General features: G+C 73.2%; 23 protein-coding genes. 8 read left to right on the top strand and 15 right to left on the bottom strand.

From position 1 onward, the window contains the following. Positions 1-17: 17 nt before the first annotated feature. The 3 genes from ACFUK0_RS06325 to ACFUK0_RS06315 all read right to left on the bottom strand — a co-directional run bounded on the left by ACFUK0_RS06325 (position 18) and on the right by ACFUK0_RS06315 (position 2,185). Positions 18-536, bottom strand: coding sequence for a carboxymuconolactone decarboxylase family protein (locus ACFUK0_RS06325; RefSeq protein ID WP_380246902.1), 519 nt, complete (start codon positions 534-536; stop codon positions 18-20). Between the two features lie 112 nt (positions 537-648). Next, positions 649-1,149 (bottom strand): SRPBCC family protein, encoded by a 501-nt coding sequence (locus tag ACFUK0_RS06320; protein WP_380246901.1) that lies wholly within the window; start codon positions 1,147-1,149, stop codon positions 649-651. Positions 1,150-1,210: 61 nt separating this feature from the next. Continuing rightward, positions 1,211-2,185, bottom strand: coding sequence for an SMP-30/gluconolactonase/LRE family protein (locus ACFUK0_RS06315; RefSeq protein ID WP_380246900.1), 975 nt, complete (start codon positions 2,183-2,185; stop codon positions 1,211-1,213). 162 nt (positions 2,186-2,347) lie between these two features. Between ACFUK0_RS06315 and ACFUK0_RS06310 the strand changes: the two genes are divergently transcribed. After that, a complete protein-coding gene (locus tag ACFUK0_RS06310; RefSeq protein ID WP_380246899.1) occupies positions 2,348-3,253 on the top strand; it encodes a helix-turn-helix domain-containing protein in 906 nt (301 codons plus the stop codon). A 15-nt stretch (positions 3,254-3,268) separates the two neighbouring features. On the opposite strand, the gene ACFUK0_RS06305 is transcribed toward ACFUK0_RS06310, so the two are convergent. Then, a complete protein-coding gene (locus ACFUK0_RS06305) occupies positions 3,269-3,718 on the bottom strand; it encodes a MarR family winged helix-turn-helix transcriptional regulator (protein ID WP_380246898.1) in 450 nt (149 codons plus the stop codon). A gap of 166 nt (positions 3,719-3,884) precedes the next feature. Here ACFUK0_RS06305 and ACFUK0_RS06300 point away from each other — a divergent pair, with 166 nt between their 5' ends. Continuing rightward, positions 3,885-5,339 carry an MFS transporter gene (locus ACFUK0_RS06300; RefSeq protein ID WP_380246897.1) on the top strand — a complete coding sequence of 485 codons (1,455 nt, stop codon included), beginning with the start codon at positions 3,885-3,887 and terminating at the stop codon, positions 5,337-5,339. A 110-nt stretch (positions 5,340-5,449) separates the two neighbouring features. Here ACFUK0_RS06300 and ACFUK0_RS06295 read toward each other — a convergent pair whose 3' ends face one another. Then, complete coding sequence (locus tag ACFUK0_RS06295; RefSeq protein ID WP_380246896.1) at positions 5,450-6,598, bottom strand: hypothetical protein; 1,149 nt, start codon at positions 6,596-6,598, stop codon at positions 5,450-5,452. Positions 6,599-6,795: 197 nt separating this feature from the next. Between ACFUK0_RS06295 and ACFUK0_RS06290 the strand changes: the two genes are divergently transcribed. Further along, positions 6,796-7,740 carry an aminoglycoside phosphotransferase family protein gene (locus tag ACFUK0_RS06290; protein WP_380246895.1) on the top strand — a complete coding sequence of 315 codons (945 nt, stop codon included), beginning with the start codon at positions 6,796-6,798 and terminating at the stop codon, positions 7,738-7,740. Between the two features lie 112 nt (positions 7,741-7,852). Continuing rightward, the gene (locus tag ACFUK0_RS06285; protein ID WP_380246894.1) at positions 7,853-8,668 is read left to right on the top strand and encodes a maleylpyruvate isomerase family mycothiol-dependent enzyme; all 816 of its coding nucleotides are present in this window, start codon (positions 7,853-7,855) and stop codon (positions 8,666-8,668) included. A 46-nt stretch (positions 8,669-8,714) separates the two neighbouring features. Here ACFUK0_RS06285 and ACFUK0_RS06280 read toward each other — a convergent pair whose 3' ends face one another. From ACFUK0_RS06280 to ACFUK0_RS06270, 3 genes are all read right to left on the bottom strand, one after another. Further along, positions 8,715-9,623 (bottom strand): NAD-dependent protein deacetylase, encoded by a 909-nt coding sequence (locus tag ACFUK0_RS06280; protein WP_380246893.1) that lies wholly within the window; start codon positions 9,621-9,623, stop codon positions 8,715-8,717. Between the two features lie 75 nt (positions 9,624-9,698). After that, positions 9,699-10,349 (bottom strand): nucleotidyltransferase domain-containing protein, encoded by a 651-nt coding sequence (locus ACFUK0_RS06275; RefSeq protein ID WP_380246892.1) that lies wholly within the window; start codon positions 10,347-10,349, stop codon positions 9,699-9,701. Between the two features lie 64 nt (positions 10,350-10,413). After that, positions 10,414-11,400 (bottom strand): aldo/keto reductase, encoded by a 987-nt coding sequence (locus tag ACFUK0_RS06270; RefSeq protein ID WP_380246891.1) that lies wholly within the window; start codon positions 11,398-11,400, stop codon positions 10,414-10,416. Positions 11,401-11,966: 566 nt separating this feature from the next. Between ACFUK0_RS06270 and ACFUK0_RS06265 the strand changes: the two genes are divergently transcribed. Then, complete coding sequence (locus ACFUK0_RS06265) at positions 11,967-13,232, top strand: FAD-binding protein (protein ID WP_380246890.1); 1,266 nt, start codon at positions 11,967-11,969, stop codon at positions 13,230-13,232. A gap of 83 nt (positions 13,233-13,315) precedes the next feature. Here ACFUK0_RS06265 and ACFUK0_RS06260 read toward each other — a convergent pair whose 3' ends face one another. The 5 genes from ACFUK0_RS06260 to ACFUK0_RS06240 form a co-directional block, all read right to left on the bottom strand. After that, a complete protein-coding gene (locus tag ACFUK0_RS06260; RefSeq protein ID WP_380246889.1) occupies positions 13,316-13,690 on the bottom strand; it encodes a hypothetical protein in 375 nt (124 codons plus the stop codon). 466 nt (positions 13,691-14,156) lie between these two features. Next, positions 14,157-16,562 carry a beta-glucosidase gene (locus ACFUK0_RS06255; protein ID WP_380246888.1) on the bottom strand — a complete coding sequence of 802 codons (2,406 nt, stop codon included), beginning with the start codon at positions 16,560-16,562 and terminating at the stop codon, positions 14,157-14,159. Beyond that, the gene (locus tag ACFUK0_RS06250) at positions 16,559-17,377 is read right to left on the bottom strand and encodes a carbohydrate ABC transporter permease (protein ID WP_380246887.1); all 819 of its coding nucleotides are present in this window, start codon (positions 17,375-17,377) and stop codon (positions 16,559-16,561) included. The genes ACFUK0_RS06255 and ACFUK0_RS06250 overlap by 4 nt, the downstream gene beginning before the upstream one ends. After that, positions 17,377-18,309 carry a carbohydrate ABC transporter permease gene (locus ACFUK0_RS06245; RefSeq protein ID WP_380246886.1) on the bottom strand — a complete coding sequence of 311 codons (933 nt, stop codon included), beginning with the start codon at positions 18,307-18,309 and terminating at the stop codon, positions 17,377-17,379. Before ACFUK0_RS06245 ends, ACFUK0_RS06250 begins: the two co-directional genes overlap by 1 nt. Before the next feature lie 17 nt (positions 18,310-18,326). Continuing rightward, entirely contained in the window at positions 18,327-19,643 is a 1,317-nt protein-coding gene (locus tag ACFUK0_RS06240) for an ABC transporter substrate-binding protein (protein ID WP_380246885.1), read from the bottom strand. Between the two features lie 129 nt (positions 19,644-19,772). Here ACFUK0_RS06240 and ACFUK0_RS06235 point away from each other — a divergent pair, with 129 nt between their 5' ends. Then, a complete protein-coding gene (locus ACFUK0_RS06235; RefSeq protein WP_380246884.1) occupies positions 19,773-20,804 on the top strand; it encodes a LacI family DNA-binding transcriptional regulator in 1,032 nt (343 codons plus the stop codon). A gap of 208 nt (positions 20,805-21,012) precedes the next feature. Here the strand turns inward: ACFUK0_RS06235 and ACFUK0_RS06230 are convergent, their stop codons facing one another. Further along, positions 21,013-21,360: a PRC-barrel domain-containing protein gene (locus tag ACFUK0_RS06230; protein WP_380246883.1), complete on the bottom strand. Its 348-nt coding sequence runs from the start codon at positions 21,358-21,360 to the stop codon at positions 21,013-21,015. 131 nt (positions 21,361-21,491) lie between these two features. Then, the gene (locus ACFUK0_RS06225; protein ID WP_380246882.1) at positions 21,492-21,752 is read right to left on the bottom strand and encodes a GlsB/YeaQ/YmgE family stress response membrane protein; all 261 of its coding nucleotides are present in this window, start codon (positions 21,750-21,752) and stop codon (positions 21,492-21,494) included. Positions 21,753-21,952: 200 nt separating this feature from the next. Here ACFUK0_RS06225 and ACFUK0_RS06220 point away from each other — a divergent pair, with 200 nt between their 5' ends. After that, positions 21,953-22,405 carry an SRPBCC family protein gene (locus ACFUK0_RS06220; RefSeq protein WP_380246881.1) on the top strand — a complete coding sequence of 151 codons (453 nt, stop codon included), beginning with the start codon at positions 21,953-21,955 and terminating at the stop codon, positions 22,403-22,405. 75 nt (positions 22,406-22,480) lie between these two features. Further along, positions 22,481-22,921, top strand: coding sequence for an SsgA family sporulation/cell division regulator (locus ACFUK0_RS06215; protein WP_380246880.1), 441 nt, complete (start codon positions 22,481-22,483; stop codon positions 22,919-22,921). The last annotated feature ends 100 nt before the right edge of the window (positions 22,922-23,021 follow it).

The raw sequence follows: 23,021 nt of genomic DNA, 5'->3' as shown, positions 1-23,021 counted from the left end.
GGCGAGCGGGCCGGGCGTCAGGTCCACTGCCCGGTCGTGAAACCGCTCGCGGGCAGCGGCTTGCCGATCAGGGCGAGCGGGACGAAGAAGTTGACCTGTCCGATCGCGATGGTCAGCGTGGCGAGGGCGGTGGGATCGTAGTGCCGGGCCGCCTCGGCGTAGAGCCCGTCCGGGACCCGCTCACCGTGCGGGGAGGGCAGGAGCACGGCCTCCACCAGGGCGAGTGCCACGCGTTCGGCGTCGGTGAAGCAGTGCGCGTCCCGCCAGGACGCCACGGCGGTGATCCGCTCCTCGCCCTCCCCGGCCTTGCGCAGCAGGCTGGTGTGCAGGACGGTCAGGTAGGTGTTTCCGACGATCTGTCCGGCGCGCAGCTGCACGAGCCCGATGGTGCCCCGCGGCACCGACCGGTTGCCGGTCGCCTTGAACAGCCAGGCTGTGACCTCCTTCAGCTCCGGGACCAGCTCCGTCGGGTCGGACATCCGCGAGGCCGGCGGCTGCGGGGCGGAGGGGCTCGTCGTGGTCGGAACGGCGTTCATGGCCGCACTTCCTTTCGGGGTTCGTGAGGATCACGTTGCCAACACCCCTGTGACGGAGCCCGGCCGACGAATGTGACAGGCCGTGCCGCTCCTGCCCTGCCGCCCCGCAGGGTCAGTGGCTGCCGCCGTTCTCCGCGACCCAGCGTCCGAGGGAGACCAGGGTGCTCTCCACGCTCTCCGCCATGTGTGCGCGCAGTGCCTCCAGTTCCGCGCGGGTGCTGCCCAGCACCGGGTCCAGGCCGAGCAGCTGCCAGGACTGCTCCGCCACGGTGCCGGCCCCGAGCGGACGGAAGGTCCATTGCCACCGGACGAGCCCGTCCACGACGAAGGCGAACTCCTCGCCGGGTTCGGCCGTCACCACCTGCGAGCGGCTGGTCCACTCGTGGTCGCCGCGCCGGTTGCGTCCGGCGAACCAGGCGCCCGCCCGCGGGCCGGCGCCGTCCTCGTAGCTCGCGCCGCTCGCGCTCGGACTCCAGGTGCCGATCATCGACACGTCACTGACCAGGTCGTAGAGCCGGGACGGACCGGCCGCGATCCACGCCTTCCGGGTGAAGCGGAAGCCGGCGGGGTCGAGGTGTCCGAGGATGTCGCGGTCGGGGGTCGTGATGCTCACAGGATCTCCCTGGCTGGGCGGGGCCCGGCGACCGCCGGGCCCCGGTGGTGGTGGCGGGTGGTCAGCCGCGCGGGCGGATGCGCGCGGTGAGCAGGTTCGGGTCCTGCTCGGTGAGGTAGGCGGCGGAGGTCACGTACACGGTGTCGCCGCGCACGGCGACGGCCGTGGGGTTCTGCAGGCCGTCCCGGGCGCCGAGCACGATGCTGTGGGTGCCGTCGGGCTCCACCAGGGCCACCTGGTTCGACTGGTCGAGGGCGGCGACGATCCGGTCGCCGCGGCCGACGAAGGCGAAGTCGTCGATTCCGGGCAGCTGCTCGGCCCTGGTCTCGGCCGGGCCGGCCGTGCCGTTCCTCCGCAGCGGGATCCGGAGCAGGGTCCCCCTGTCCATGTTCGACACCCAGACGGCGCCGTTGTGGATCTTCAGGCCGTTGGCGCCGAGGAAGCCGGCCGGGGCAAGCTCCGGGCCGTCCGCCCACAGCGTCGCGTCGCCGCCGCCAGCCGGCACGCGCCGGACCTCCCCGCGGACGGAGTCGGTGACGTAGAGCAGGCCGGAGTCCAGTGCCAGGCCGTTGGGCAGGCCGTCGGCGGGCAGCGCGGCGATCCGCTCGGGGGCTCCGCCGGGGGTGAGCCGCCAGACGCCGGTCAGCTCGGCGGTGCCGGTGGCGTACAGGAGGTACAGCGTCCCGTGAGCGTCCCTGACCAGGCCGGTGACCAGGGGGAACCCGAGGGCCGGGGTGTGCGTGCCGCCGTCGGCGGGAGCGGGCAGGGTCGCCAGCACCCGGACCGACCCGTCGCGGGTGACCCGGGCGATCTGGCGGGCGGCGGAGAAGGCCAGGTCGACGCTGCCGTCCGGCTCCAGGGCGATGTTCTCCGGCATCCGGCCGCCGGCCAGGTCGAAGTGCTGGACGATACGAGCGTCCGACAGGTGTGCGGACGGGGGTGCGGTGGCGGCCGTCGCCGAGCCGGGCCAGCCGACCGTGAGAGAGGCCGCGGCGACGGCGGCGACGAACAGGTTCCGTGCGAACTTCTCCGGCACGTTCATTCCTTGCGTCGAGAACGGGGTGGAGGTGGCCGACAGGTGCCCCTGGACCACTCGGGCCCCACTGTGCGTCCGTCCGTCACGGGGCAGCCAGCCCCGGTGCTGCCTATCCCCGGCAGGGGCAGGCTGCGCCTGCCGCCGGGAGGGGATACTCGGGCCATGGACGAACACGGACGGCTCGGCGCCTTCCTGCAGGCGCGTCGGTCCCGGCTCCAGCCACAGGACGTCGGGCTGGCGACCTACGGCGACCGCCGACGGGTTCCCGGGCTACGGCGTGAGGAGCTGGCGCTCCTGGCGGGGGTCAGCGCGTCCTACTACACCCGGCTGGAGCAGGGAGTCTCCCGCCACGCCTCCGCGGAGGTGCTCGACGCCATCGCCCACGCGCTGCGCCTGGACGAGACGGAGCGTCACCACCTGCGCGACCTGGCCACCGCCGGCCAACACCGCGGCGCCGTCCGCCCGCCTCCGGCCGAGCGGATCGCCCCGGCCGTCAGCGACCTGGTGCGGGCCCTGCACGAGGTGCCCGTCGTGGTGACCGGACGGCGCAGCGACGTACTGGCCTGGAACACGCTGGGACACGCGCTGCTGGCCGGGCACGTGGACCGGAGCGGCCCCGAACGCCCGGCGGAGCGTCCGAACATGGCGCGGCTGGTCTTCCTGGACGCCCACACCCGTGAGCTGTACGCCGACTGGCCGGCGAAGGCCCGGGCCGTGGTCGGCAACCTGCGGCTGGTCGCGGGGCGGCACCCCCAGGACACCCGGCTCACCTCGCTCATCGGCGAACTGGCCACCCGCAGCCCCGAGTTCGCCGGCCTGTGGGCCGACCACCGGGTGCGGGCCTGCGACTGCGCCGAGTACGAGCTGCGGCACCCGCTGGTCGGGTCCCTGACGGTCCGGCAGCAGACCCTGACCGCGCCGGCCGCAGCCGAGCAGTCCCTGGTGACGGTCACCACCGCACCCGGGTCGGCCTCCGAGGCCGCGTTGCGGCTGCTCGCCCGGGCCGTCGCGACCGGGGCCGCCGCACTCCCGCCCCGCCGCGAGGCCGCCGGCGCCCGGGAGGGCTGAGCTGCGCCGCCCTGGTCAGGGACGCGGCCAGGGGCGGCCGCCCAGGCGTTCGATGCCGGCGTTGAAGCGCTTGAGGCAGGAGGCGAACACGGCGATCTCCTCGTCCGTCCAGTCGGCCATCACCTGGTCGAGGCTGTCGATGATGCCCGTCCGCTCGTCGTCCAGCATCCGGACGCCCTCGTCGGTGATCCGGAACTTCCTGGCCATCCCGCCCTCGGGGTCGGGGATCCGCTCCACCAGCCCGGCCCGCATCGCGGCGGTGGTCTGCCGGTTGAGGGTGGAGGCGTCCAGGTCGAAGGCGTCGCTGAGTTCGCCGATCGACATCGGCCCCTGGACGCGGATGCGGCTGAGCAGGATGTAGGCGCTCCGCTCCAGCTGGCTGTCCTTGCGGCGGCCGCCGCCCTGAAGGCCGTGACGACTGAGGAGCATCTGCTCGTACTCGACCTCGTGGGTGGGTCTCACCATGATCCTGCCGCCTCCTCACCGATTGCCGGTGCCGCACGTCCCGGCCCGGCCCTCCCATCCTCTCACAGCGTTGTGCATCGGCCATTCTCTGTGCGCCATACACAAAGCATGTATGCTGCACTTTCTCTGCACCTCCCTGCCCTACAGACAGTTCAGGAGTTCCTTGATGGACGCCTCACCACGACCAGCACCCGGCGGCGTCGTCGCCACCCTGGCCTTTGCCGGCACGGTGGCCGCGGTCATGCAGACCCTGGTCACCCCGCTCATCGCGGAACTGCCGCAGATCCTGGACACCACGCCCTCGAACGCCGCCTGGGTCATCACCGTCACGCTGCTGGTCTCGGCCGTCTGCGTCCCCGTCTCCGGGCGCCTCGGCGACATGCTGGGCAAGCGCCGGATGCTGCTGGTGTGTTCGGTGCCGCTGGTCGTCGGCTCGGTGGTCTGCGCGCTCGCGTCCTCCGTCGTCCCGATGATCATCGGACGCGGCCTGCAGGGCATGGGCATGGGCATGGTGCCGCTCGGCATCGCCCTGCTGCGCGACGTGGTCCCGAAGGAGAAGCTCAGCTCCTCGATCGCCCTGGTCAGCGCATCCATGGGCATCGGTGGCGGCCTCGGCCTGCCGATCGCCGCGGCGGTCGCCCAGTACGCCAGCTGGCGGGTGCTGTTCTGGGGCGCGGCCGCCCTGGCCCTGCTGGTCTCCGCTCTCATCTGGTTCCTGGTCCCGGACGTCCCGGCCACCGCCAAGGGCCAGCGCTTCGACCTGCTCGGCGCGCTCGGCCTCGGCGTCGGCCTGGTCAGCCTGCTGCTCGCGGTCTCCAAGGGCGCCGAGTGGGGCTGGGCCTCCGCGACGACCGTCGGGCTGTTCACCACCGCCGTCGTCGTGCTGGCGGCCTGGGGCCTGTGGGAGGTACGCGCCAAGGACCCGCTGGTCGACCTGCGCACCACCGCCCGCCCCCGGGTCCTGTTCACCAACATCGCCTCGGTCTTCGTGGGCTTCGGCATGTACGCCAGCATGCTGATCGTTCCCCAGCTGCTGCAGTTCCCGAAGGCCACCGGCTACGGACTGGGCCAGTCGATGCTCGCCGCCGGCCTGTGGATGGCGCCCGGCGGCATCATGATGATGCTCGTCTCCCCGCTCGGCGGGAAGCTCACCAACGCCCGCGGCCCGAAGGTCACCCTGATCAGCGGCGTCCTGGTGATCGCGGCCGGCTACGGCCTGTCGCTGGCGCTGCTGGGCTCGGCCTGGGGGCTCATGCTCGTCACCATGGTGACGAGCAGCGGTGTGGGGCTCGCCTACGGCGCGATGCCCGCCCTGATCATGAGCTCCACCCCCCTGGCCGAGACCGCCGCGGCCAACGGGTTCAACACCCTCATGCGCGCCCTCGGCACCTCCATCGGCGCCGCCGTGATCGGCACCGTCCTGTCCCAGATGAACACCACCATGGGCGGCCACACGTTCGCCTCCGAGAGCGGCTTCCGGACCGGCCTGCTGATCGGCCTCGGCGTCGCCCTCGTCGCCGCCGCCGTCGCGGCCCTCATCCCCGCCCTGCAGAACGACGCGGCCGCCGACCGGCCGGCCGCCCCGGCCCCCGAGCGCGAGACCGCGGCGGCCGAGATCTGACCACCCGCAGGCACCGCCCCTCCGGCCGCCCGGCACTTCGCCCGGCGGCCGGAGGCATGAGGCGGGCCGCACCGACCAGCACGCGGGGCGCGCCGCTCAGGGCGCGCCGCTCACTGCCAGCCGACCAGGTGCGGGTCCCCCGCGTCCTGCCGGTCGGCGTCCGAGGTGGGGATGACGCCGAGCAGGACGGGCTGCGCTCCCGGGGCCAGGTCGACCCGGTAGAGCTCGGCCTCCCGCGGATCCGAGCCCATCGCGGGGAAGACGGTGGACAGGTAGGCGAGCGAGCGGCCGTCCGGGGACAGCACCGCGCTCTCGACGTACCGCTGCTCCCGGGGCAGGAGCGCGGTGACGGTGTCCACCCGGCCGAAGTCGGCCGCGAAGCCCAGGAGCAGGAGGTTGTCCCGGGTGTTGCAGAGCAGGGTCTGCGCGTCCGTCCACAGCCGCGGGGCGCAGGTGGGCACCTGCTCGGAGCCGGGCAGGACGGGGTTGCCGTTCCCGGACGGGCCGATCGTCATCGGATCGACGTACTGCGGCCCGTAGCTCGCGGCCGGGGCGTCCCGACGCCAGAAGCCGGTTCCGGCCGCGACGGCGCCGCCCGGGGCGGCCACCACCTGGTCGGGCTTGGATTCCATCGGCCGGGTGGTCCACGCCCGGCCGTCGGCCAGCGCGAAGTCCGGCCCCGGCGCGGTGCCGTGGGCCTGCGGAGCGTCCCCGGGCCGGAGCAGGTCACGGCTGAGCACCTGCCGCCCGTCGGTCTCGTACCAGAGAACGGAGGTGCCCGCCCGGAACGCGGGAGAGCGCCCCTCGACCGGCTTGCCCGCGACCGGCTTCCCGCCGGGCAGGGTGAAGGCGGTCGCCACCGTGCCCTTTCCGCCGGGGCCCGGGACCGTACCGGCGACCAGGCCGAACCCGGCGTCGAAGAGCTGGCGGTCTGCGGAGGCCGCCATGAGTGTGGACGTTCCGCAGAGCGGCTCGACCACCGCACCGTCGGGGAGGGCCGCCGACCGCTCGGCGACCCTGGTGCCGTCCGCTGCCGAGTAGGCGACCACCGTGACCACGTGGACCTTGGTGTCCGGAGAGGTGGTCGACCGGGCCGCGAACCGGTCGCACCAGGCCACCACGACACCGCCCGGGCCGACGAGTTCGGCGGCGGCCGTCGGGGAGGGTCCGGCGGCCCGCGGCGCGGAGCCCGCGCAGGCCGAGACGGCCAGCATCAGGGCGGCGGCTGATGCCAGGCGGGATCTGACGGTCTGGAACAACACGGGGCTCCCGGGGATCGGCCGAACGACCCCCAGAAGCTAGCAGTAGGATGATCAGTCCGAAAAAGGCCGTCGTGACGCCCCGGCACACCTGTTCCGTCTCCACCGGCCCGGGCCGGCCCCGAGTCCCGCCCGGCCCGCCCGGCGCGGCGGATACTGGAAGGGGGGCGTACCTGTGGCGGACAGTCAGGAGTGTCATGGAGTTCGGTCGGCCCGGGCCCAGGATCGAAGTACCGGCGGCGCTGGCCGACTCGCTGGCCGGCGCGGACCGGCAGGTATGGACGGCCGGGCTGCCGGCGCTGGCCGAGGAGTTCCTCGACCGCTGGGAACTGCGGCCGGACGGGCCGCCCGCGCACGGCGTCGTCGCCCTCGTCCTGCCTGTTCTCCGGTCGGACGGCTCGCCCGCGGTCCTCAAACTCCAGCCCGTCGACGAGGAGACCCGGGACGAGGCACTCGCCCTTCGCACCTGGGGCGAACGCCACGCGGCCGGTGTGCTGGACAGCGATCCGGACTCCGGGACTCTGCTGCTCGAACGCCTCGACGCCGCCCGGTCCCTGGCGACGGTGCCCGACGACACCGCGGCCCTGCAGGGCCTCGCCGAGCTCCTCGCGCAGTTGACCGCCGCCCGGGCGCCGGCAGGTCTGCGCCGACTCGCCGACATCGCCCGCGGCATGCTCGACCAAGTCCCGTCGTCCTCGGGCCTGCTGGCGGACACGTCCGAACGCCGGCTGCTGGCGGCCTGCGCGGCCGCCGTACGGGACCTGCTGGACGAGCCCGGCGACCGGCTCCTGCACTGGGACCTGCACTACGACAACGTCCTCGCGCCGCTGCCGTCCGGGCAGGCCCCGGGGCGGTCCCGCTGGCTCGCGATCGACCCCAAACCGCTCGCCGGCGACCCGGGCTTCGAACTGCTGCCCGCCCTGCGGAACCGGTGGAGCGACGTCGTCGCCACCGGGGACGTGCCCCGGGCGGTGCGCCGGCGCTTCGACCTCATGACCGAAGTGCTCGGCCTGGACCGGCGACGGGCCGCGGGCTGGACCCTCGGCCGCGTCCTCCAGAACTCCCTCTGGGACATCGGGGAGGGCGCCGCCGCGCTCCGGCCCGAGCAGGCAGCCATCGCCCTGGCGCTCCTCGGCACCTGAGGCCTCCCGGCCCGCCGGCCCGGCCCGGCCCGGCACCGGTTCCGTACTCGCCGGTAATTCGCTGCTGCCGAACCCTGGACAGCCGGGCGGGACTGGTTCACGATTCAGCACCATGATCCCTGCCCCGATTCCCCGGGAGTCCGCGCACTCCGCACTCCTCGACGCCGTCCTCGGCGTGGCCGAGGAGACGGCCGCGCTGCTGCGCGAGTGCCCCGGCACCGATGTGCCGATCCCCGGCGCGCAGTGGACCGTGGGCGAGGCGGCGGCCCACCTCGCCCTGGCCAACGAACTGATGGCCGCCCTGGCCGCCGGCGAGCAGCGGGCCTACGGGGACGGCACGCCGTCCGGCCTGGCGGCGGCCAACGAGGCCTCGCTGGGCGCCTTCACCCAGCGCGACGGCGCCGTCCTCGCCGAGGAGATCACCCGGCACGCCCGTGCCTTCGGCGAGGCGTTCGCCCGCAGGCCCGCGACGGCCCGGGTGCTCACCCCGCTGGGCCCGATGGACCTCGCCACGCTCGGTTCGTACCTGCTCGCCCACATGCTCGGCCACGGGTACGACATCGCCGTCGCGCTGGGGCGGCCGCACATGATCGACCGCCACCGGGTCGAGCTGACGCTGCCGTTCCTGATGACCGCCATGCCCCGGGTGGTCGACCCGGGTACCGCCGCGGGCCACACCGCCCGCTACGACCTGCGGCTGCGTGGCGGCGCCCGTTTCACGGTCACCTTCCGCGCGGGCGTGCCGGAGGTCTCCCCCGGGCCGGCGCCCCGGGCCGACTGCACGATCCTCACCGACCCGGTGGCGTTCCTGCTGCTCGCCCTCGGCCGGTGCGGCCCGTTCTCCGCGCTGGCCCGCGGCAAGGTCCTCGCCTGGGGTCGCCGGGCCTGGCTCGCGCCCGGCTTCCCGCTGCTGTTCAGGGCGCCGTAGCGGCCCCTGCGGTGCCCCGCCCCGCAGGGGCGGTCAGCAGGACCGGTCAGACGAGCGGTGACCCGGTGAGCCGCTCCGCGAGGGTGGTCAGCGCGGGGCCGAGCGGCAGCGCGACCTTGGCCGCCGCGTAGGGGTCGCCACGCGTCGCGCCCTGGTTCACGATCACGACCGGTTTGCCGGCGCGGTCGGCGTGGCGGACGAAGCGCAGGCCGGACATGACCGTCAGGGACGACCCGAGGACGAGCAGGGCCCGTGCGGCGTCGACCAGGTCGTAGCACTGCTGGACGCGCGGCTTGGGGACGCTCTCGCCGAAGAAGACCACGTCGGGCTTGAGGACTCCCCCGCAGGCCTCGCACGGTGCGACGCGGAAGGCCCGCACCAGCTCGTCCGGGAGCTGGACGTCCCCGTCGGGGTTGAGCTGCGCGCCGGCGACCGTGGGCCGGAAGGCGTCGTTCAAAGCATGCAGCCGCCGGTCGAGGTCCTCGCGGCCGCTGGTGCGCCGGCAGCCGAGGCAGACCACCCGGTCGAGGCCGCCGTGCAGTTCCACGGCGCCGAGGGTGCCCGCCGCCCGGTGCAGTCCGTCCACGTTCTGGGTGATCACGGCCGAGACGTGGCCGGAGCGCCGCAGCCCCTCCACCGCCCGGTGGCCGGCGTTCGGCTCCGCCCGGGCGATCGTCCGCCATCCGATGTGGCTGCGCGCCCAGTACCGTCGTCGGCCGTCCTCGCTCGCCGTGAACTCCTGGTACGTCATCGGCGTGTGGCGGCGCAGACTGCCGGTGGCACCCCGGTAGTCGGGAATGCCCGACTCGGTGGAGAGGCCGGCACCGCTCAGGACGGCGACACCCCCACCGGCCAGCAGGCGCTCCACCTCCTCCAGGCCCGCGCTCTGCGGCGCGGGGCCGGTCTCGGGCCTGCCGCCGGTCTCGGTCCCGCCGGGTGTCGGATACGGGTGCATGGAAGCAGCATAGGTCGGCCGACGGCCGGACCACGGATCCCCGGTGGGGCCGATGGGGGCCCGGTGCGCGGGCGGCTACCCCGGGCGGCCCGGCCGCAGGGCCGTCAGCCAGCTGTGCCCCGGGTGCACCCTCGCGAGGAGGCCGGCCAAGGTCCGCCGCTGGGCGCCGTCCAGCAGCGGCAGCGTGCCGGTGAAGTCCCGCAGATCCTTGGGGCGCAGCGCCTTGGCCTTGAACAGCAGCGCCAACTCCGGTGCGAGATAGGGGATCCCGTCCGCGGTGTGGCGGATGACCTCGGTGTACGGCAGGCGGATCGACGGGTCGCGGCGGCAGATCCAGGTGGCGCCGTCGTGCGGCTCGCGGAACACGTCCAGCAGGTACTGCCCGGTCGACGGGTCGCGGACCCAGGTCTGATGGGTCAGCTCGAAGAGCTCCGGGGTGGTGGCCTCCCAGACCTGCCCGGACGCCACCACGTCGAACTCGAACTCGGTGAGACGCGCCCGGATCCCGGGGAACAGCGCGGCCGGGACGGCGATCTCCAGGTCACTGTGCTCGCGGGTCTGCCCGCCCCTGAACAGGTCCAGGGCCCAGCCCCCGGCGACGCACCAGGGCGCGGCCACCCCCGCCAGCCGGGCGGCCGCCTGGGCGGGCGTCCAGGCGGCCGTCCACCTGGCTTCGGCCTCGGCCTCGGTGAGTTCGACGCCGCCCGGGGGCAGTGCTTCGGTCATCCGGCCAATCTAGCGGCCGCACCGGCCCCGTGGGGGCGCTGCGCCGCCGAGCACCGCCGCCTCGCTAGTGCGCACCGTCCAGGCGGGCCCGCTGCTCCGCCGTCAGCTCCAGGTCGACCGCGGCCAGGCTCTCCTCCAGTTGCGCGACCGACGACGCACCGACCAGCGGGACGATCGGCAGCGGACCGCCCAGCTGCCAGGCCAGCACCACCTGGTTCACGGTCGCGCCGCACTCCTGCGCGACCTCGCGCAGCACGGCGAGGCGGGCGGGCGTCCCCGGGTGGTCGTAGTCCGGCGGGATCGGCTTGTCCGCACGGGCGTAGGCGCCGCCCAGCAGTGGCGAGTAGGCGACCAGGACGAGGCCGGGCTCGGCCCGCAGGTAGCTGAGCAGCTCGGCGCCGGCGTGGCCGAGGCTGCCGTCCTCGAACAGCGGTGAGGGCACGTCGGTGCGCGGCCGCAGATGGCTGTGCTGGTACTGCAGGACCTCGTAGCCGGGCAGCCCGGCCGCCGCCGCGAGGGCGCGGGCCCGCTCCACCCTCCACACGGCGTGGTTGCTCGCCCCGAGCAGCCCGATCGTGCCCTCCGCGACCAGGTCGGCGAAGCCCTCGACGCTCTCGCCGAGCGGCACGGAGCGGTCCTCGATGTGCGCGTACAGCAGGTCGATCCGCTCGACCCCGAGCCGGTCCCGGCTGCGTTCGGCGGCCTCCCGGATCACCTTCGCGGAGAGCCCCTCCGGGTTGTCGGCGTAGCCGGTGCCGGGTGCCAGCGGCCGCGCCCCCAGCTTGGTGGCGATGACGATCTCCGCGCCGATGCCGCGGCTGCGCCGCCACCGCCCGAGCAGTGCCTCGCTCTCGCCGCCCTGACCGCCGTCGAACCAGTAGGCGTAGTTGTCGGACGTGTCGACGAACGTCCCGCCGGCCTCGGCGTAGCGGTCCAGCACCGCGAAGGAGGTCTCCTCGTCGGTGTAGGTGCCGAAGAGCATCGCGCCGAGGGCGAGCACGCTCACCTCGCGGCGGGTCCGCGGGTCGGTGCCTATCGTGCGGTATCTCATGGTCTTCCCCTCCGGTGCGGCCCGGATCTCCCGGGACTGGACAGGAGTCTGCGACCTGGACCGCACTCCAGGTCAAGCCCGTCGCGGAGCAGGACAGCGGCCCTGGCGGAGGCGACAGAGCACCCACCGGGCTCGCCCCGGCCGGCAGCGCGGGCAGTTCGTCCAGCCAGCGGAGTGCGCCGGGCGGGCGGCCGGTGCGGTCCAGCAGGACGGCGGCCGACCCGGCCGCCCGGGCCGCCGAGCGCCTCGGACAGCAGGCGGGCGGCGGGCCCGATCGCCGGTTCGACGCCGGAGCCGAAGTCCCGGAGGGTGTCGTCCCCGTCGACGGAGAGCGCGAGGATGGGCAGCGGCATGGGTGGGCTCCGTCCGGTCGGCAGGCCGGGCCCCACCGGTGGCAGACGTCCGTGCCGTCGGGAGGCCCGGGCTGGGCCGCGGGTCGCCGGGCCCGCTCCGGCTTCTCTCCCGAGGGCCGATCGGCTAATTTGTTCTTTGGAATGACAAATAGGCCCGGTGCCACGCGCCGAAGCCACCGAACAGTCGAAGCAGTCGAACAGAGGAGACAGGCCATGACGGCAGAACCGCCCCGCAACTGGGCCGGAAACGTCACGTTCGGGGCCGCTCGGGTGCACCGGCCGTCCTCGGTGGCCGAACTCCAGCGGATCGTGGCCGGGGCCGGGAGCGTCCGGGCGCTCGGTACCGGCCACTCCTTCAACCGCGTCGCCGACACCGACGGCGACCTGGTGCGACTGGACGGCCTGCCCGGCCGGGTGGAGATCGACCCGGCGGCACGGACCGCGACCGTCGCGGGCGGCCTGCGGTACGCATGGGTCGCCGAGCAGCTGCACGCCGGCGGCTTCGCGCTCGCGACGATGGCCTCGCTGCCGCAGATCTCCGTCGCGGGCGCCTGCGCCACCGGCACCCACGGCTCGGGCCACGGGCAGCCGGGCCTGGCGGCGGCGGTCACCGGCCTGCGGATGGTCTCGCCCGACGGCGACCTGGTCGAGCTGCGGCGCGACGCCCCCGGTGACCGGCTGGACGGCGCGGTCGTCGCCCTCGGCGCCCTCGGCATCGTCACCGAACTCACCTTGGACATCGAACCCGCGTACGACATCGCCCAGTGGGTCTACACCGGACTGCCCCTGGACCGACTGACCGAGTCGTTCGACGAGGTGTCGGGCTCGGCCTACAGCGTCAGCGTCTTCACCGACTGGGCCGGCGGCGAGGCGCAGGTCTGGCTCAAGCGCCGCACCGACACCGACGGCGCCGGGCACCCGGGCCCGTCCTGGCTGGGGGCTCGGCTCGCCGACGGCCCGCAGCACCCGATCCCCGGCCTCTCCCCCGCAGCCTGCACCACCCAGGGCGGCGTCCCCGGCCCGTGGCACGAGCGGCTGCCCCACTTCCGTCCCGACTTCACGCCCAGCAGCGGCGCCGAGCTGCAGTCCGAGCTGCTGCTGCCCCGCGCCGCCGCCCCCCGGGCCTTCGAGGCGCTGCGCCGGATCGGCCACCGGATCGCGCCCGTCCTTCAGGTCTCGGAGATCCGCACCGTCGCCGCCGACGACCTCTGGCTCAGCCCCGCCCACCGGCGCGACTGCGTCGCCCTGCACTTCACCTGGACCGACCGGGCCGAGGACGTCCTGCGCGCCGTGGCCGCCGTCGAGGCGGAGCTGCTGCCCCTCGGCGGCCGCCCGCACTGGGGCAAGCTGACCGCCCTCCCCCTCACGGAGGTGGCCGCGCTCCACCCCCGCGCCGACGACTTCCGCCGCCTGATGGCGGACCACGACCCGGCGGGCAAACTGCGCAACGCCTTCGTGAACGGCCTGTTCTTCTCCTGAGGACGCCCCTCAGGCCGCCGGAGGGGACCGGTCACGACGAGGCGCCCGCGCACTGCCTCACCGGACAGGTCGGACCGGCGGCCTCACGGGCGCCCGCTCCGGGGCCGGCCGGGGAACGTGACATGCTCCGCGAACCGCTCCGGGAACCGCCACGATTCACGGCGTTTCAGGCTGGTGGGCAGCACCTCGATCGTGATCCCGTGCTCCAACTCGATCTGCAGGTCGCCCACCGGCCTGGTGCGCACGGCCACGACCAGGGGTGCCTTCCGGTCGAGGAAGGACCGCAGAACTCCCGTGCCAACGTCGTACGCCAGCCACTCGTCCTCGTTGTGCCCCCTGCCGTCCTCCTCCCGGCGGGCGGCGGGGGTCAGGAGGTCGTCGGAGCCGACGAAGATCCGGTCCTGCTGGACGACCCGGAACGGGCATTCGAGGTGGAGCGCGAACCGGCTTCCGGTCACGGTCTCCCCGCCTTCGAGAAGGACCGACGAGACATCGGGGCCGAAACCGATCAACCCGGTGTGGCCGACCCGGCCGATCGACGTGCAGGGAACGCCGACCAGGCGCCGGAGAATCGTCGCGGCATCAGGTGAACCGGGTGAACCGGGCCCTGGCAGCCCGTCCCCGTCCGCCGACGAAGTCATGTCGCTCCTCTTCCCGGTCCGGCGCCCAGCGTAGTGCGGACGGCACTCGGCCTGCGGGCACCCAGGACCGAACGGAAAAGGGTGCCGTGGCCGGAGGCGGAGCCGGCGACGTTGCCGGCCCGCCCTCCGGCCACGGCACCCGGCGGGGCCGGCTCCGCGGAGCCGGCCTCCGCCCCGCCCCTCCGGCGCGCCCGGGAGAAGCGGGGCAGGCGCGACGGACGCGGCAGGGTGGAGTCGTGGTGGGCGTACGGGGCTGAATGCGGTGGGACTACCTGAGGTGGGGCTACATGAGGTGGAAGTCGGCGTGCAGGCGCCGGGTGTGGTCGACCGTGCGGACGGGGCCGGTGAGGGTGACCTCCGCGGTGAGGCGGGGGTCGGTGCTGGAGGCGGCGAAGCGCAGCTCCAGCGCGCCGGGCTCGACGATGCGCAGCCCGTCCCGTCCGGTGAAGGAGGCCAGGTCGGCGGGCACGGTGACCGGGACGCGGCGGGCTTCGCCGGCCGCGAGGGTCACCCGCAGGTAGCCGATCAGGCGCTGCACCGGCTGCACCACGGAGGCGACCGGATCGTGCAGGTACAGCTGGACGATCTCGGTGCCCTCCCGCTCACCGGTGTTGCGGACGGTCAGGGCGAGGTGGAACTCGCCGGAGGTGTCGGCCTGCTCGTTCATCACCACCAGGTCGGACCACTCGAACTCGGTGTAGGACAGGCCGTGCCCGAAGGCGTAGGCCGCCGTGGGGTCGGTGCTGGAGACGTCGGTGGCCTCCCCCAGCCGGGCCGCCAGGTAGGTGGACGGCTGGACGCCCGGGCGGCCCGGGACGCTCACCGGGAGCCGGCCGGCCGGGTTGACCCGCCCGCTCAGCACCCGGGCGACGGCGCCGGTGCCCTCCTCGCCGGGGAAGAACGCCTGGACGATACCGGCCGCCTCGGTCACCGCGCGCCCGAGCGCGTACGGCCGCCCGGCCAGCAGGGTGACCACGACCGGGGTCCCGGAGTCGAGCAGTGCGTCCAGCAACTGCTGCTGAACGCCGGGCAGTTCCAGCGACTCGGCGTCGCAGCCCTCGCCACTGGTGCCGCGGCCGAACAGGCCGGCCCGGTCGCCCAGGGCGAGCACCACCACATCCGCGTCCCGCGCCGCGGCGAGCGCCTGCGCGAAGCCGTCGGTGTCGGCGGTGTCGATGCCCGCGCCGGGCGCCGTGACGATCTCGGCGTCGGGGAACTCGACGGCCAGCGCCTCGCGCAGGGTGGGCAGCCGGACCCCGAGCGGGACGTCGGGATGCTGCGAACCGACGTGCACGGGGAAGGCGTAGCAGCCGAGCACCGCGGTCGGCTCCTCGGCGTTGGGGCCGACCAGCGCGATCCGGACGGTGCGGGCCAGCGGCAGCGTGCCGTCGTTGCGCAGCAGCACCACGGCCTGCTCCGCGAGCTCCCGGGCGAGCGCCCGGTTGCCGGCGGGGTCGAGGTCGACGGTGCCGCGCAGGGCGGCCGGGTCCGTCAGGTCGGCCCCGGCGAGGGCGGCCGGGACGGGGCTCCAGTCGGCGTCGAGCAGGCCGAGTTCGGCCTTCTGGCTCAGGACGCGGCGCAGCGCCCGGTCGATCAGCTCCTCGGGGACGAGGCCGGCGGTCACCGCCTCGACCAGCGGCTCGCCGAAGGTCTTGACGGTGGGCAGCTCCACGTCCACGCCGGCGGCGAGCGCGGCGCGCGCGGCGCCGGCCCAGTCCCCGGCGATGCCGTGCAGGGTCTTGAGGAAGGCGATGCCGAAGTAGTCGGCGACCACGGTGCCGGTGAACCCCCAGGTGTCGCGCAGGAGTTCGGTGAGCAGCCGGTCGTCGGCGGCGGACGGAACGCCGTCGGTGTCGGTGTAGGCGTGCATCACCGACCGCACGCCGCCCTCGCGGACCGCCATCTCGAAGGGCGGCAGGATGACGTCGGCGCGCTCGCGGGTGCCCATGCCGACCGGGGCGAGGTTGCGCCCGGCCCGCGAGGCGGAGTACCCGGCGAAGTGCTTGAGGGTGGCGACGATTCCGGCGGACTCCAGGCCCTGCACGTATGCGGTGCCGACGGTGCCGACCAGGTACGGGTCCTCCCCGATGGTCTCCTCGACCCGCCCCCAGCGGGCGTCCCGGACGACGTCCAGGACGGGGGCGAGGCCCTGGTGGATCCCGACCGCGCGCATGTCGCGGCCGATCGCGGCGGCCATCTCGCGGACCAGCCCGGGGTTGAAGGTGGCTCCCCAGGAGAGCGGCACCGGGTAGGCGGTCGCCTGCCAGGCGGCGAAGCCGGCCAGGCACTCCTCGTGGGCCACCGCGGGGATGCCGAAGCGGTTGGCGTCGGCGATCCGGCGCTGGGTGCGCAGCAGGGAGAGTGCGCCGGTGGCCGGGTCGACGGGTGCGGTGCCGAACGGCCGGGTGAGCTGTCCCAGCCCGTACGGCAGCAGGTCCGCGAGGTCGGTGGGGGCCTCCATCTCGTGCTGGTAGGGGGCGACTTCGCCGCCCTCGTCGGAGGCGCCGACCCAGACCCCGAACAGTTGGGCGATCTTCTCCCGGAGGGTCATCTCGGCGATCAGGGCTTCGGCGCGTTCCGACGGCGCGAGCGCCGTGTCCTGCCAGGCGGGTGCGCCGGCGGCCGGCAGGGAGTCGGCGGCGGGGGCGGTGTCGGCGGGGGTCTCAGCCGTGTACACGTTGTGGTTCATTTCCCTCCGACGCCCATCAGCCCCTGGACCAGGGCACGGCGGGCGAACAGGTAGACGAGCAGGATGGGCAGCATCGACAGCACCACCGCGGCGAGCAGGCCGGGCACGTTGATGCCGTACTGGGTCTGGAAGTTGTAGAGCCCGAGGGTGATCACCTTGGTGTCGTCGGACTGGGTGAGCACGAGCGGGAAGAGGAACCCGTTCCACGCCTGGAGGGCGGAGAAGACGGTGATGGTCGACAGGCCGCCCTTGGACAGCGGGAGCACCAGCTGGAGGAAGACCCGCCACGGCGGCGCGCCGTCCATGGCCATCGCCTCGTACAGCTCCGGGGTGATGTCGCGCATCACGCCGGTGCAGATCAGGGCGCAGACCGGCAGCGAGAACGCCGCGGTCGGCAGGATCACGCCGATCAGGTTGTCGTACAGGCCGGCTTTGCTGATCACGTAGAACATCGGCACGATCACCGCCTGCGCGGGGATCGCCAGGCCCAGCAGGAACAGCCGGAAGACCAGGTTGGTGGCCCGGCCGCGACTGCGCACGATCGCGTAGGAGAGCGGCGGCACCACCAGCAGCACGATGGCGACCACGCTCACCGTGACGATCACCGTGTTCAGGAAGTACTGGCCGAAGCCGCCGGAGAAGTCGTCCAGGTAGTTCTGCAGAGTGAGGTGCTTCGGCAGCCCGAGCGGCCCGCTCTGCGCGTAGTCGGCGCGGGTCTGCAGGGTGGCGGTCAGCAGCACGTACAGCGGCAGACCGACGACGGCCAGCCAGACCAGCGAGCCGAACCCGGCGAGGACGTTGGGACGGCGCCTCATCACAGACCCTCCGAGGTGCTGCGCATCTTGTCGTACCCGGACAGGCGCACGACGAGGAGCGATATGACGGTGGCCACCAGGACGAGCAGCAGCGCGATGGCCGAGCCGGCGCCGAAGTCGAAGCCCTTGAAGGCCTTCTGGTACATGTAGTAGGCGCTGATCGTGGTGTCGGTACCGGGCCCGCCCTGGGTGAGGATCAGCACGGTGTCGAAGGTGGTGAGACCGCCGACGATCATCAGGATCACCGAGGTGATCATCGCGTTCCGCAGTTGCGGCAGCGTGATGTGGAGGAACTGCCGCACCCGCCCCGCCCCGTCGATCGCCGCCGCCTGGTAGAGCACCGGCGGGACGGCCCGCGCCGCGCCCTGGTAGATCAGCGTGTGGAACGGCGTGAACTGCCAGGTCCCGACGAACACCAGCACGCCGATGGCGGCGTTCTGCGAGCCGAACAGGTTGCCGTCGCCGAACAGCCACTGCGCCTGCGCCGGGACACCGAAGTTGGGGTCCAGCAGGGCCCGCCACAGCACCGAGACGGCGGTGGCGGAGAGCAGCAGCGGCACGAAGAAGATCGCCGACAGGACGGCCCGGTTGCGCTGCGGCCCGGCCGCCCAGACGCCGAGCAGCAGCGAGACCGGCGTCTGGACGGCGACCCCGAGCAGGGTGAGCAGCAGGCTGAGCCAGAGGCTCTTGGCCATCACCGGGTCGTGGATCAGCGCGACCCAGTTGTCGAGACCCGCGAACTCGGGTGCGGACAGGCCGTCCCACCGCATGAACGACAGTGCGGCGACCAGCACCAGCGGGATGACGGCGAAGAGGACGAAGAAGAGGGTGGCTGGGACTGCCCAGAGGAAGCCCGGGCGGGTCACCGCGGTGCCGGCCCGGCCAGGGGCCCGGCGCCTGCTCACCGTGGTGGTGATGACGTTGCTGGTCATGATGGAAAGAGCTCGATTCAGCTCGTCGGCAGGGCCTGCATGGCCTTGATGAAGCCGCCCTGGTCGATCTGGCCGTTGAAGAACTGCTGCACCGCCTGGTGGATGGGCGTGGTGGCCGCCGGCGGGTACGCCTGGTCCCAGGACAGCTCGAACGACGGCGCGCCCTTGACCAGGTCGAACTGGAATCCGGAGTACTCCGGGTTCGCCGCGGTGTTCAGGAAGCCGGAGGTGTTCGTGGTGGTCGGCAGGTTGCCGATGGCCAGCTGCGCCTTGACGAACTCGTCGGAGTACTGGAGCTTGAGGAACTCGGCGACGGCCTCGGGGTGCTTGGTCTTCTTCAGCACGGAGTAGAAGTTGTTGGTGTTGCCGACGACGTTCTTCGGGTCGCCCTTGCCGCCGGGCACGGTCGGGAAGGCGCCGTAGCCGAGGTCGCTCTTGGTGAAGTCCGGGTTGGCGTCCTGCTGGGTCGAGTACTCCCAGGAGCCCATCAGCTCGAAGGCCGCCTTGCCGCGGGCCAGCAGCGCCGGGGAGCCGCCGTCGGTGAACTTCACCGAGTCGTAGTTGGTGCCGAACGCACCGGCGTCGATCAGCTCCTTGAGCATGCCGAGCGCCTTCGCGCTGTCCGGGCCGGCCCAGGCGTTCTTGTCGCCGTTCAGGGCGGTCTGGAACAGGCCGGCACTGCCGGCGCCGGGGCCCGCGATGCGGTCGTAGAGGTACTCGAACCACATCAGGGTCGGCCACTGGTCGCCGCCGCCGAGCGCGATCGGGGTGATGCCCTTCGCCTTCAGCACGCGGACGGCGCCCAGCAGGTCGTCCCAGGTCTTCGGCTCGGTGAGGCCCGCGTCCGCGAGGACCTTCTTGTTGTTGAAGAGCAGGACGGGCTGGGTGCCGCGCATCGGCACGCCGTACGACTTGCCGTCGATCACGGCGGTGTTGAAGACCGACGGGAGGAAGTTGCTCTTCAGGCCCGGGTCCTTGGCGATCATCTCGTCCAGCGGCATCAGCAGGTCCGCCTTGACGAACGGCTTGATGGAGCCGCCGCCCCAGTTGAAGAAGACGTCCGGCGCCTGCTTGGTGTTGATGATCGTCTGAAGCTTCTGCTGGTAGTCGGCGCCCGGGATCGTGTCCAGGACGACTTTCACCTTGGAGGTCTTGTTGAACGTCTCGACAAGCTGGTTCTCGACCTTGTTCGTGGCGTCGCCGTAGACCAGGACGTGAATGGTGTCGCCACCGCCGGCGGCCGAGCCGCTGCTGCCGCAGGCCGTCAGGCTCAGGCCGAGCAGGACGGCCGTGGCTGCGGCGGCGGCGCGGGGGAGCTGAGCGGATCTCTTCATCGCAGTGCCTCTCGAAATGTTTCGGCTTCGTTGCCGAAATTCTCTGTGCGCTGCGACGCTAGGACCCCCCAGGGGAGCGGTCAACCCTCGGTGGCGGGGTTATCAAAGCGTGACCCTGGCGAGTGGCCTATGCTGCACGCCATGCAGGAAGACGAGGAGACGGGCCGCGTGACCCTGGCCCAGGTGGCGGAACAGGCCGGCGTTTCGATCTCGACAGTTTCGAAAGTTCTCAACGGCCGACAGGACGTGGCCCGGCCGACCAGGGTCCGGGTCGAGCAGCTGCTGGAGATCCACGGCTACCGGCGGTCCGGCCGGAGCGCGGGTGAGGCCCCGCTGATCGAGCTGGTCTTCCACGAACTCGACAGCCTCTGGGCGATGGAGCTGATCCGGGGCGTCGAGAACGTGGCCAAGGAGCACGGCGCCAGCGTCGTGCTGACCGAGAGCGGCACCCGGCACTCCCCCGGCGAGGACTGGATCGAGGGCGTGCTCCGGCGGCGCCCGCTCGGCGTCGTGCTGGTCTTCTCCGCGCTGCCGCTGGAGTTCAAGCAGCAGCTCCGGTCCCGCGCCATCCCGTTCGTGATCATCGACCCGGCCGGCGACCCCGAGCCCGACGTCCCCTCGGTGGGGTCGGCGAACTGGTCCGGCGGGCTCGCCGCCACCCGGCACCTGATCGAGTGCGGGCACCGGCGGATCGCGATCATCAGCGGGCCCGGGGACATGCTCTGCTCGGTGGCCCGGCTCGACGGCTTCCGCTCGGCCATGACCATGGCCGGCCTGGAGGTCGACCCCGAGCTGGTCACCTTCGGCGACTTCCACGTCGAGGGCGGCTACCGCCGCGCGATGGAGCTGCTCGCGCTGCCCGACCGCCCCACCGCCGTGTTCGCGGGCAGCGACCTCCAGGCCCTCGGCGTCCTGGAGGCGGCCCGGGTGCACGGACTGCAGGTCCCGCGGGACCTCTCGGTGGTCGGGTACGACGACGTCGCGATCGCCCGCTGGATCAGCCCGGCGCTGACCACGGTGCACCAGCCCCTGCGTCAGATGGCCGAGGAGGCCGCGCAGATGCTGATGCGACTGCGGGCGGACGAGAACACCGCCACCCGGCTGGAGCTGGCCACCAGCCTGGTGGTCCGCAAGAGCACCGGTCCCCCGCCGAGCGCCTGACGCCCTCCCCGCGGACCGCGCTCATCCGTGATCGCGGTCTCCGGGGTGACGGACGAGGTTCACCGTGGGCACAGGTGCGTTTTTGCGCTCAAAATATTTCGGTGCCTGAAGCAGAACGTTTCGGTTGCTTCTCCTGGACTGAAACGGCTCCGGTGGCGTCCCCGACCTCTGCGGGACGCCACCGGAGCCTGTTGCCGCCGGGCGGCTGTCAGACGATCGGGCCGTAGTAGCCCCCGAGCAGCTGGAAGTGGTTGCTGTCCGGGGCGCCGTGCTCGTCGACGAACTCGGGCGCGCCCTTGATCTCGTCCTTGGAGCGGTTCACGTACACCACCTTCTCCTCGTGGTCGATCCGCTCCACCGTGCCCGCCGGGAGCAGCACCTGCTTCCCGAAGATCCACGGCCCGGTGTCCACCACCAGGTAGGCGGCGTCGACGTCGACGGAGTGCCGGTCGACCTTGCCGATCCGGCCGTCCCTGGCCTCGACCGCGTAGCCGATCAGGTCCTGGCCCTCGATGTAGCCGCTGTCCGCGCTGTGGCCCCACAGGTTGCTGTCCATCGTGTCTCCTCGCTTCGTCCTCGACGACGTGTCACCGTGCCCCTGTCGCGGGGCGGTCTCCGCGTCCGGCCTGCCTGCGCCCGTGCCGGGCGGGCCGGTCCGTGTCCCGGTCGTGCCGTGCCTGCCGCCCGTCACCCGCGCCGGCCGGCGTAGGCCGAGCTCGTCAGGGCGATCAGCGCCGCCGCCACCCCGACCTGGAGCAGGTGCCGGACCCAGTCGATCCCGTCCGTGTGCCGGACCCCGATCGCCGAGGCGAGCGCGTTGCCGACGACGGCGCCGACCACGCCCACCAGGACCGTCAGCCACAGCGGCACCGGCTGGCGGCCCGGCAGTACGAGCTTGGCGAGCAGTCCGATCACGAGACCGGCGACCAGCGCCCACAGGAACGTCATCTTCTTCTCCTCGGCCGTCCAGGCCCCGGCTCGTCCCGGGACAGGGGCCCGCCTGCCCTGCCCCGGCCGAAGCATGCGCGCCGGCGCGGGGCCCGGCCGGCGCGGTCGGCGCGGACGACCGGGCATGCGGGGGGCCGGACGGGACAGACGGACGGGTGGTCACCGCGCGGTGGCCGCAACGGATCCGGGAAGGACGCAGGATGACGCAGATCGAGGAGTCGGTCGAGGTGGACGTACCGGTGTCGGTGGCCTTCGGGCAGTGGACGCGCTTCGACGAGTTCCCGCAGTTCATGCAGGGGGTCGTCGGCGTCCAGCAGCGGACACCGGAACTCACCCACTGGGTGGTCCGGGTGGCCGGTGTCGAGCGGGAGTTCGACGCCCAGCTCACCGAGCTGATCCCGGACGACCGGGTCGCCTGGACCACGGTGGCGGGCGATCTCAAGCAGGCGGGTGTCGTCACCTTCCACCGCCTGACCGACGCCAGCACCAAGGTGATGCTGCAGATCGACACCAGGCCGCACGGCGTGCTGGAGACGGTCGGCGAGGCGCTGGGTTTCGTCCAGCGGAAGGCGATCGACGGCCTGCGGGAGTTCAAGGAGCACGTCGAGGCACATGCGCAGCGGCCCAACGGTGGTGACGGTCCGTCGGAGTGACGGCCGGTCGGTGTGAAAGGCGGCGGGGCGGGCAGACGCGCAGCGTCCGCACGCCCCGCTCCCCGAGGACGATCCATGGCAGACATCACCGAACTCCCGACGACCGGAGAAATTGGCGGACCTTCCCCTCGCGTCCTCCGCCTCGTCCTGCGCTATCGCTCGGACGACCCCTACGCCGTCTCGCTGTGCTTCCCCGGCCCCGCCGTCCTCGACGGCCTCACGGTCGAGGACGGCGGGTCGATCGAGGACGGCATCGAGTGGACCGTCGGCCGGGACCTGCTCGACGAGGGCACCCGCGCGCCGGCCGGCAGCGGGGATCTGCTGGTCCGGCCGGAGGCGCCGGGCCGGGTACGGCTCGACTTCCTGTCCGCGACGGGCACCGCCACCTTCCGGATGGCCGGGGCGGATCTGCGCCGCTTCCTCGACGCCACGAAGGAACTCGTCCCGCCCGGCACCGAGACCGCGCTCATCGACTGGCCCGCCACCGCGGACGAGTTCCTCAGCCGCATCGCCTGAGACCCGCGCCGCGCCGCGCACGCACGCGGCGGCCCTGGTGGCGTCCTCCACCCGCAGGCGACCCGGACCGTACGCGGCCCTCCCGGTGACAGCACCGGGA

Source organism: Kitasatospora sp. NPDC057223, assembly GCF_042669755.1.
Taxonomy (GTDB): Bacteria; Actinomycetota; Actinomycetes; order Streptomycetales; family Streptomycetaceae; genus Kitasatospora.
Note: the sequence above shows the minus strand (reverse complement) of the source record. Positions and strands in the feature narration are given on the sequence as shown.

Excerpts from the sequence above, each read along its gene's own strand:
- ACFUK0_RS06325 (WP_380246902.1), bottom strand. The coding sequence starts at position 536 with ATGAACGCCGTTCCGACCACGACGAGCCCCTCCGCCCCGCAGCCGCCG.
- ACFUK0_RS06310 (WP_380246899.1), top strand. The coding sequence starts at position 2,348 with ATGGACGAACACGGACGGCTCGGCGCCTTCCTGCAGGCGCGTCGGTCC.
- ACFUK0_RS06305 (WP_380246898.1), bottom strand. The coding sequence starts at position 3,718 with ATGGTGAGACCCACCCACGAGGTCGAGTACGAGCAGATGCTCCTCAGT.
- ACFUK0_RS06300 (WP_380246897.1), top strand. The coding sequence starts at position 3,885 with ATGGACGCCTCACCACGACCAGCACCCGGCGGCGTCGTCGCCACCCTG.
- ACFUK0_RS06290 (WP_380246895.1), top strand. The coding sequence starts at position 6,796 with ATGGAGTTCGGTCGGCCCGGGCCCAGGATCGAAGTACCGGCGGCGCTG.
- ACFUK0_RS06285 (WP_380246894.1), top strand. The coding sequence starts at position 7,853 with ATGATCCCTGCCCCGATTCCCCGGGAGTCCGCGCACTCCGCACTCCTC.
- ACFUK0_RS06280 (WP_380246893.1), bottom strand. The coding sequence starts at position 9,623 with ATGCACCCGTATCCGACACCCGGCGGGACCGAGACCGGCGGCAGGCCC.
- ACFUK0_RS06275 (WP_380246892.1), bottom strand. The coding sequence starts at position 10,349 with ATGACCGAAGCACTGCCCCCGGGCGGCGTCGAACTCACCGAGGCCGAG.
- ACFUK0_RS06270 (WP_380246891.1), bottom strand. The coding sequence starts at position 11,400 with ATGAGATACCGCACGATAGGCACCGACCCGCGGACCCGCCGCGAGGTG.
- ACFUK0_RS06265 (WP_380246890.1), top strand. The coding sequence starts at position 11,967 with ATGACGGCAGAACCGCCCCGCAACTGGGCCGGAAACGTCACGTTCGGG.
- ACFUK0_RS06255 (WP_380246888.1), bottom strand. The coding sequence starts at position 16,562 with ATGAACCACAACGTGTACACGGCTGAGACCCCCGCCGACACCGCCCCC.
- ACFUK0_RS06250 (WP_380246887.1), bottom strand. The coding sequence starts at position 17,377 with ATGAGGCGCCGTCCCAACGTCCTCGCCGGGTTCGGCTCGCTGGTCTGG.
- ACFUK0_RS06245 (WP_380246886.1), bottom strand. The coding sequence starts at position 18,309 with ATGACCAGCAACGTCATCACCACCACGGTGAGCAGGCGCCGGGCCCCT.
- ACFUK0_RS06240 (WP_380246885.1), bottom strand. The coding sequence starts at position 19,643 with ATGAAGAGATCCGCTCAGCTCCCCCGCGCCGCCGCCGCAGCCACGGCC.
- ACFUK0_RS06235 (WP_380246884.1), top strand. The coding sequence starts at position 19,773 with ATGCTGCACGCCATGCAGGAAGACGAGGAGACGGGCCGCGTGACCCTG.
- ACFUK0_RS06230 (WP_380246883.1), bottom strand. The coding sequence starts at position 21,360 with ATGGACAGCAACCTGTGGGGCCACAGCGCGGACAGCGGCTACATCGAG.
- ACFUK0_RS06225 (WP_380246882.1), bottom strand. The coding sequence starts at position 21,752 with ATGACGTTCCTGTGGGCGCTGGTCGCCGGTCTCGTGATCGGACTGCTC.
- ACFUK0_RS06220 (WP_380246881.1), top strand. The coding sequence starts at position 21,953 with ATGACGCAGATCGAGGAGTCGGTCGAGGTGGACGTACCGGTGTCGGTG.
- ACFUK0_RS06215 (WP_380246880.1), top strand. The coding sequence starts at position 22,481 with ATGGCAGACATCACCGAACTCCCGACGACCGGAGAAATTGGCGGACCT.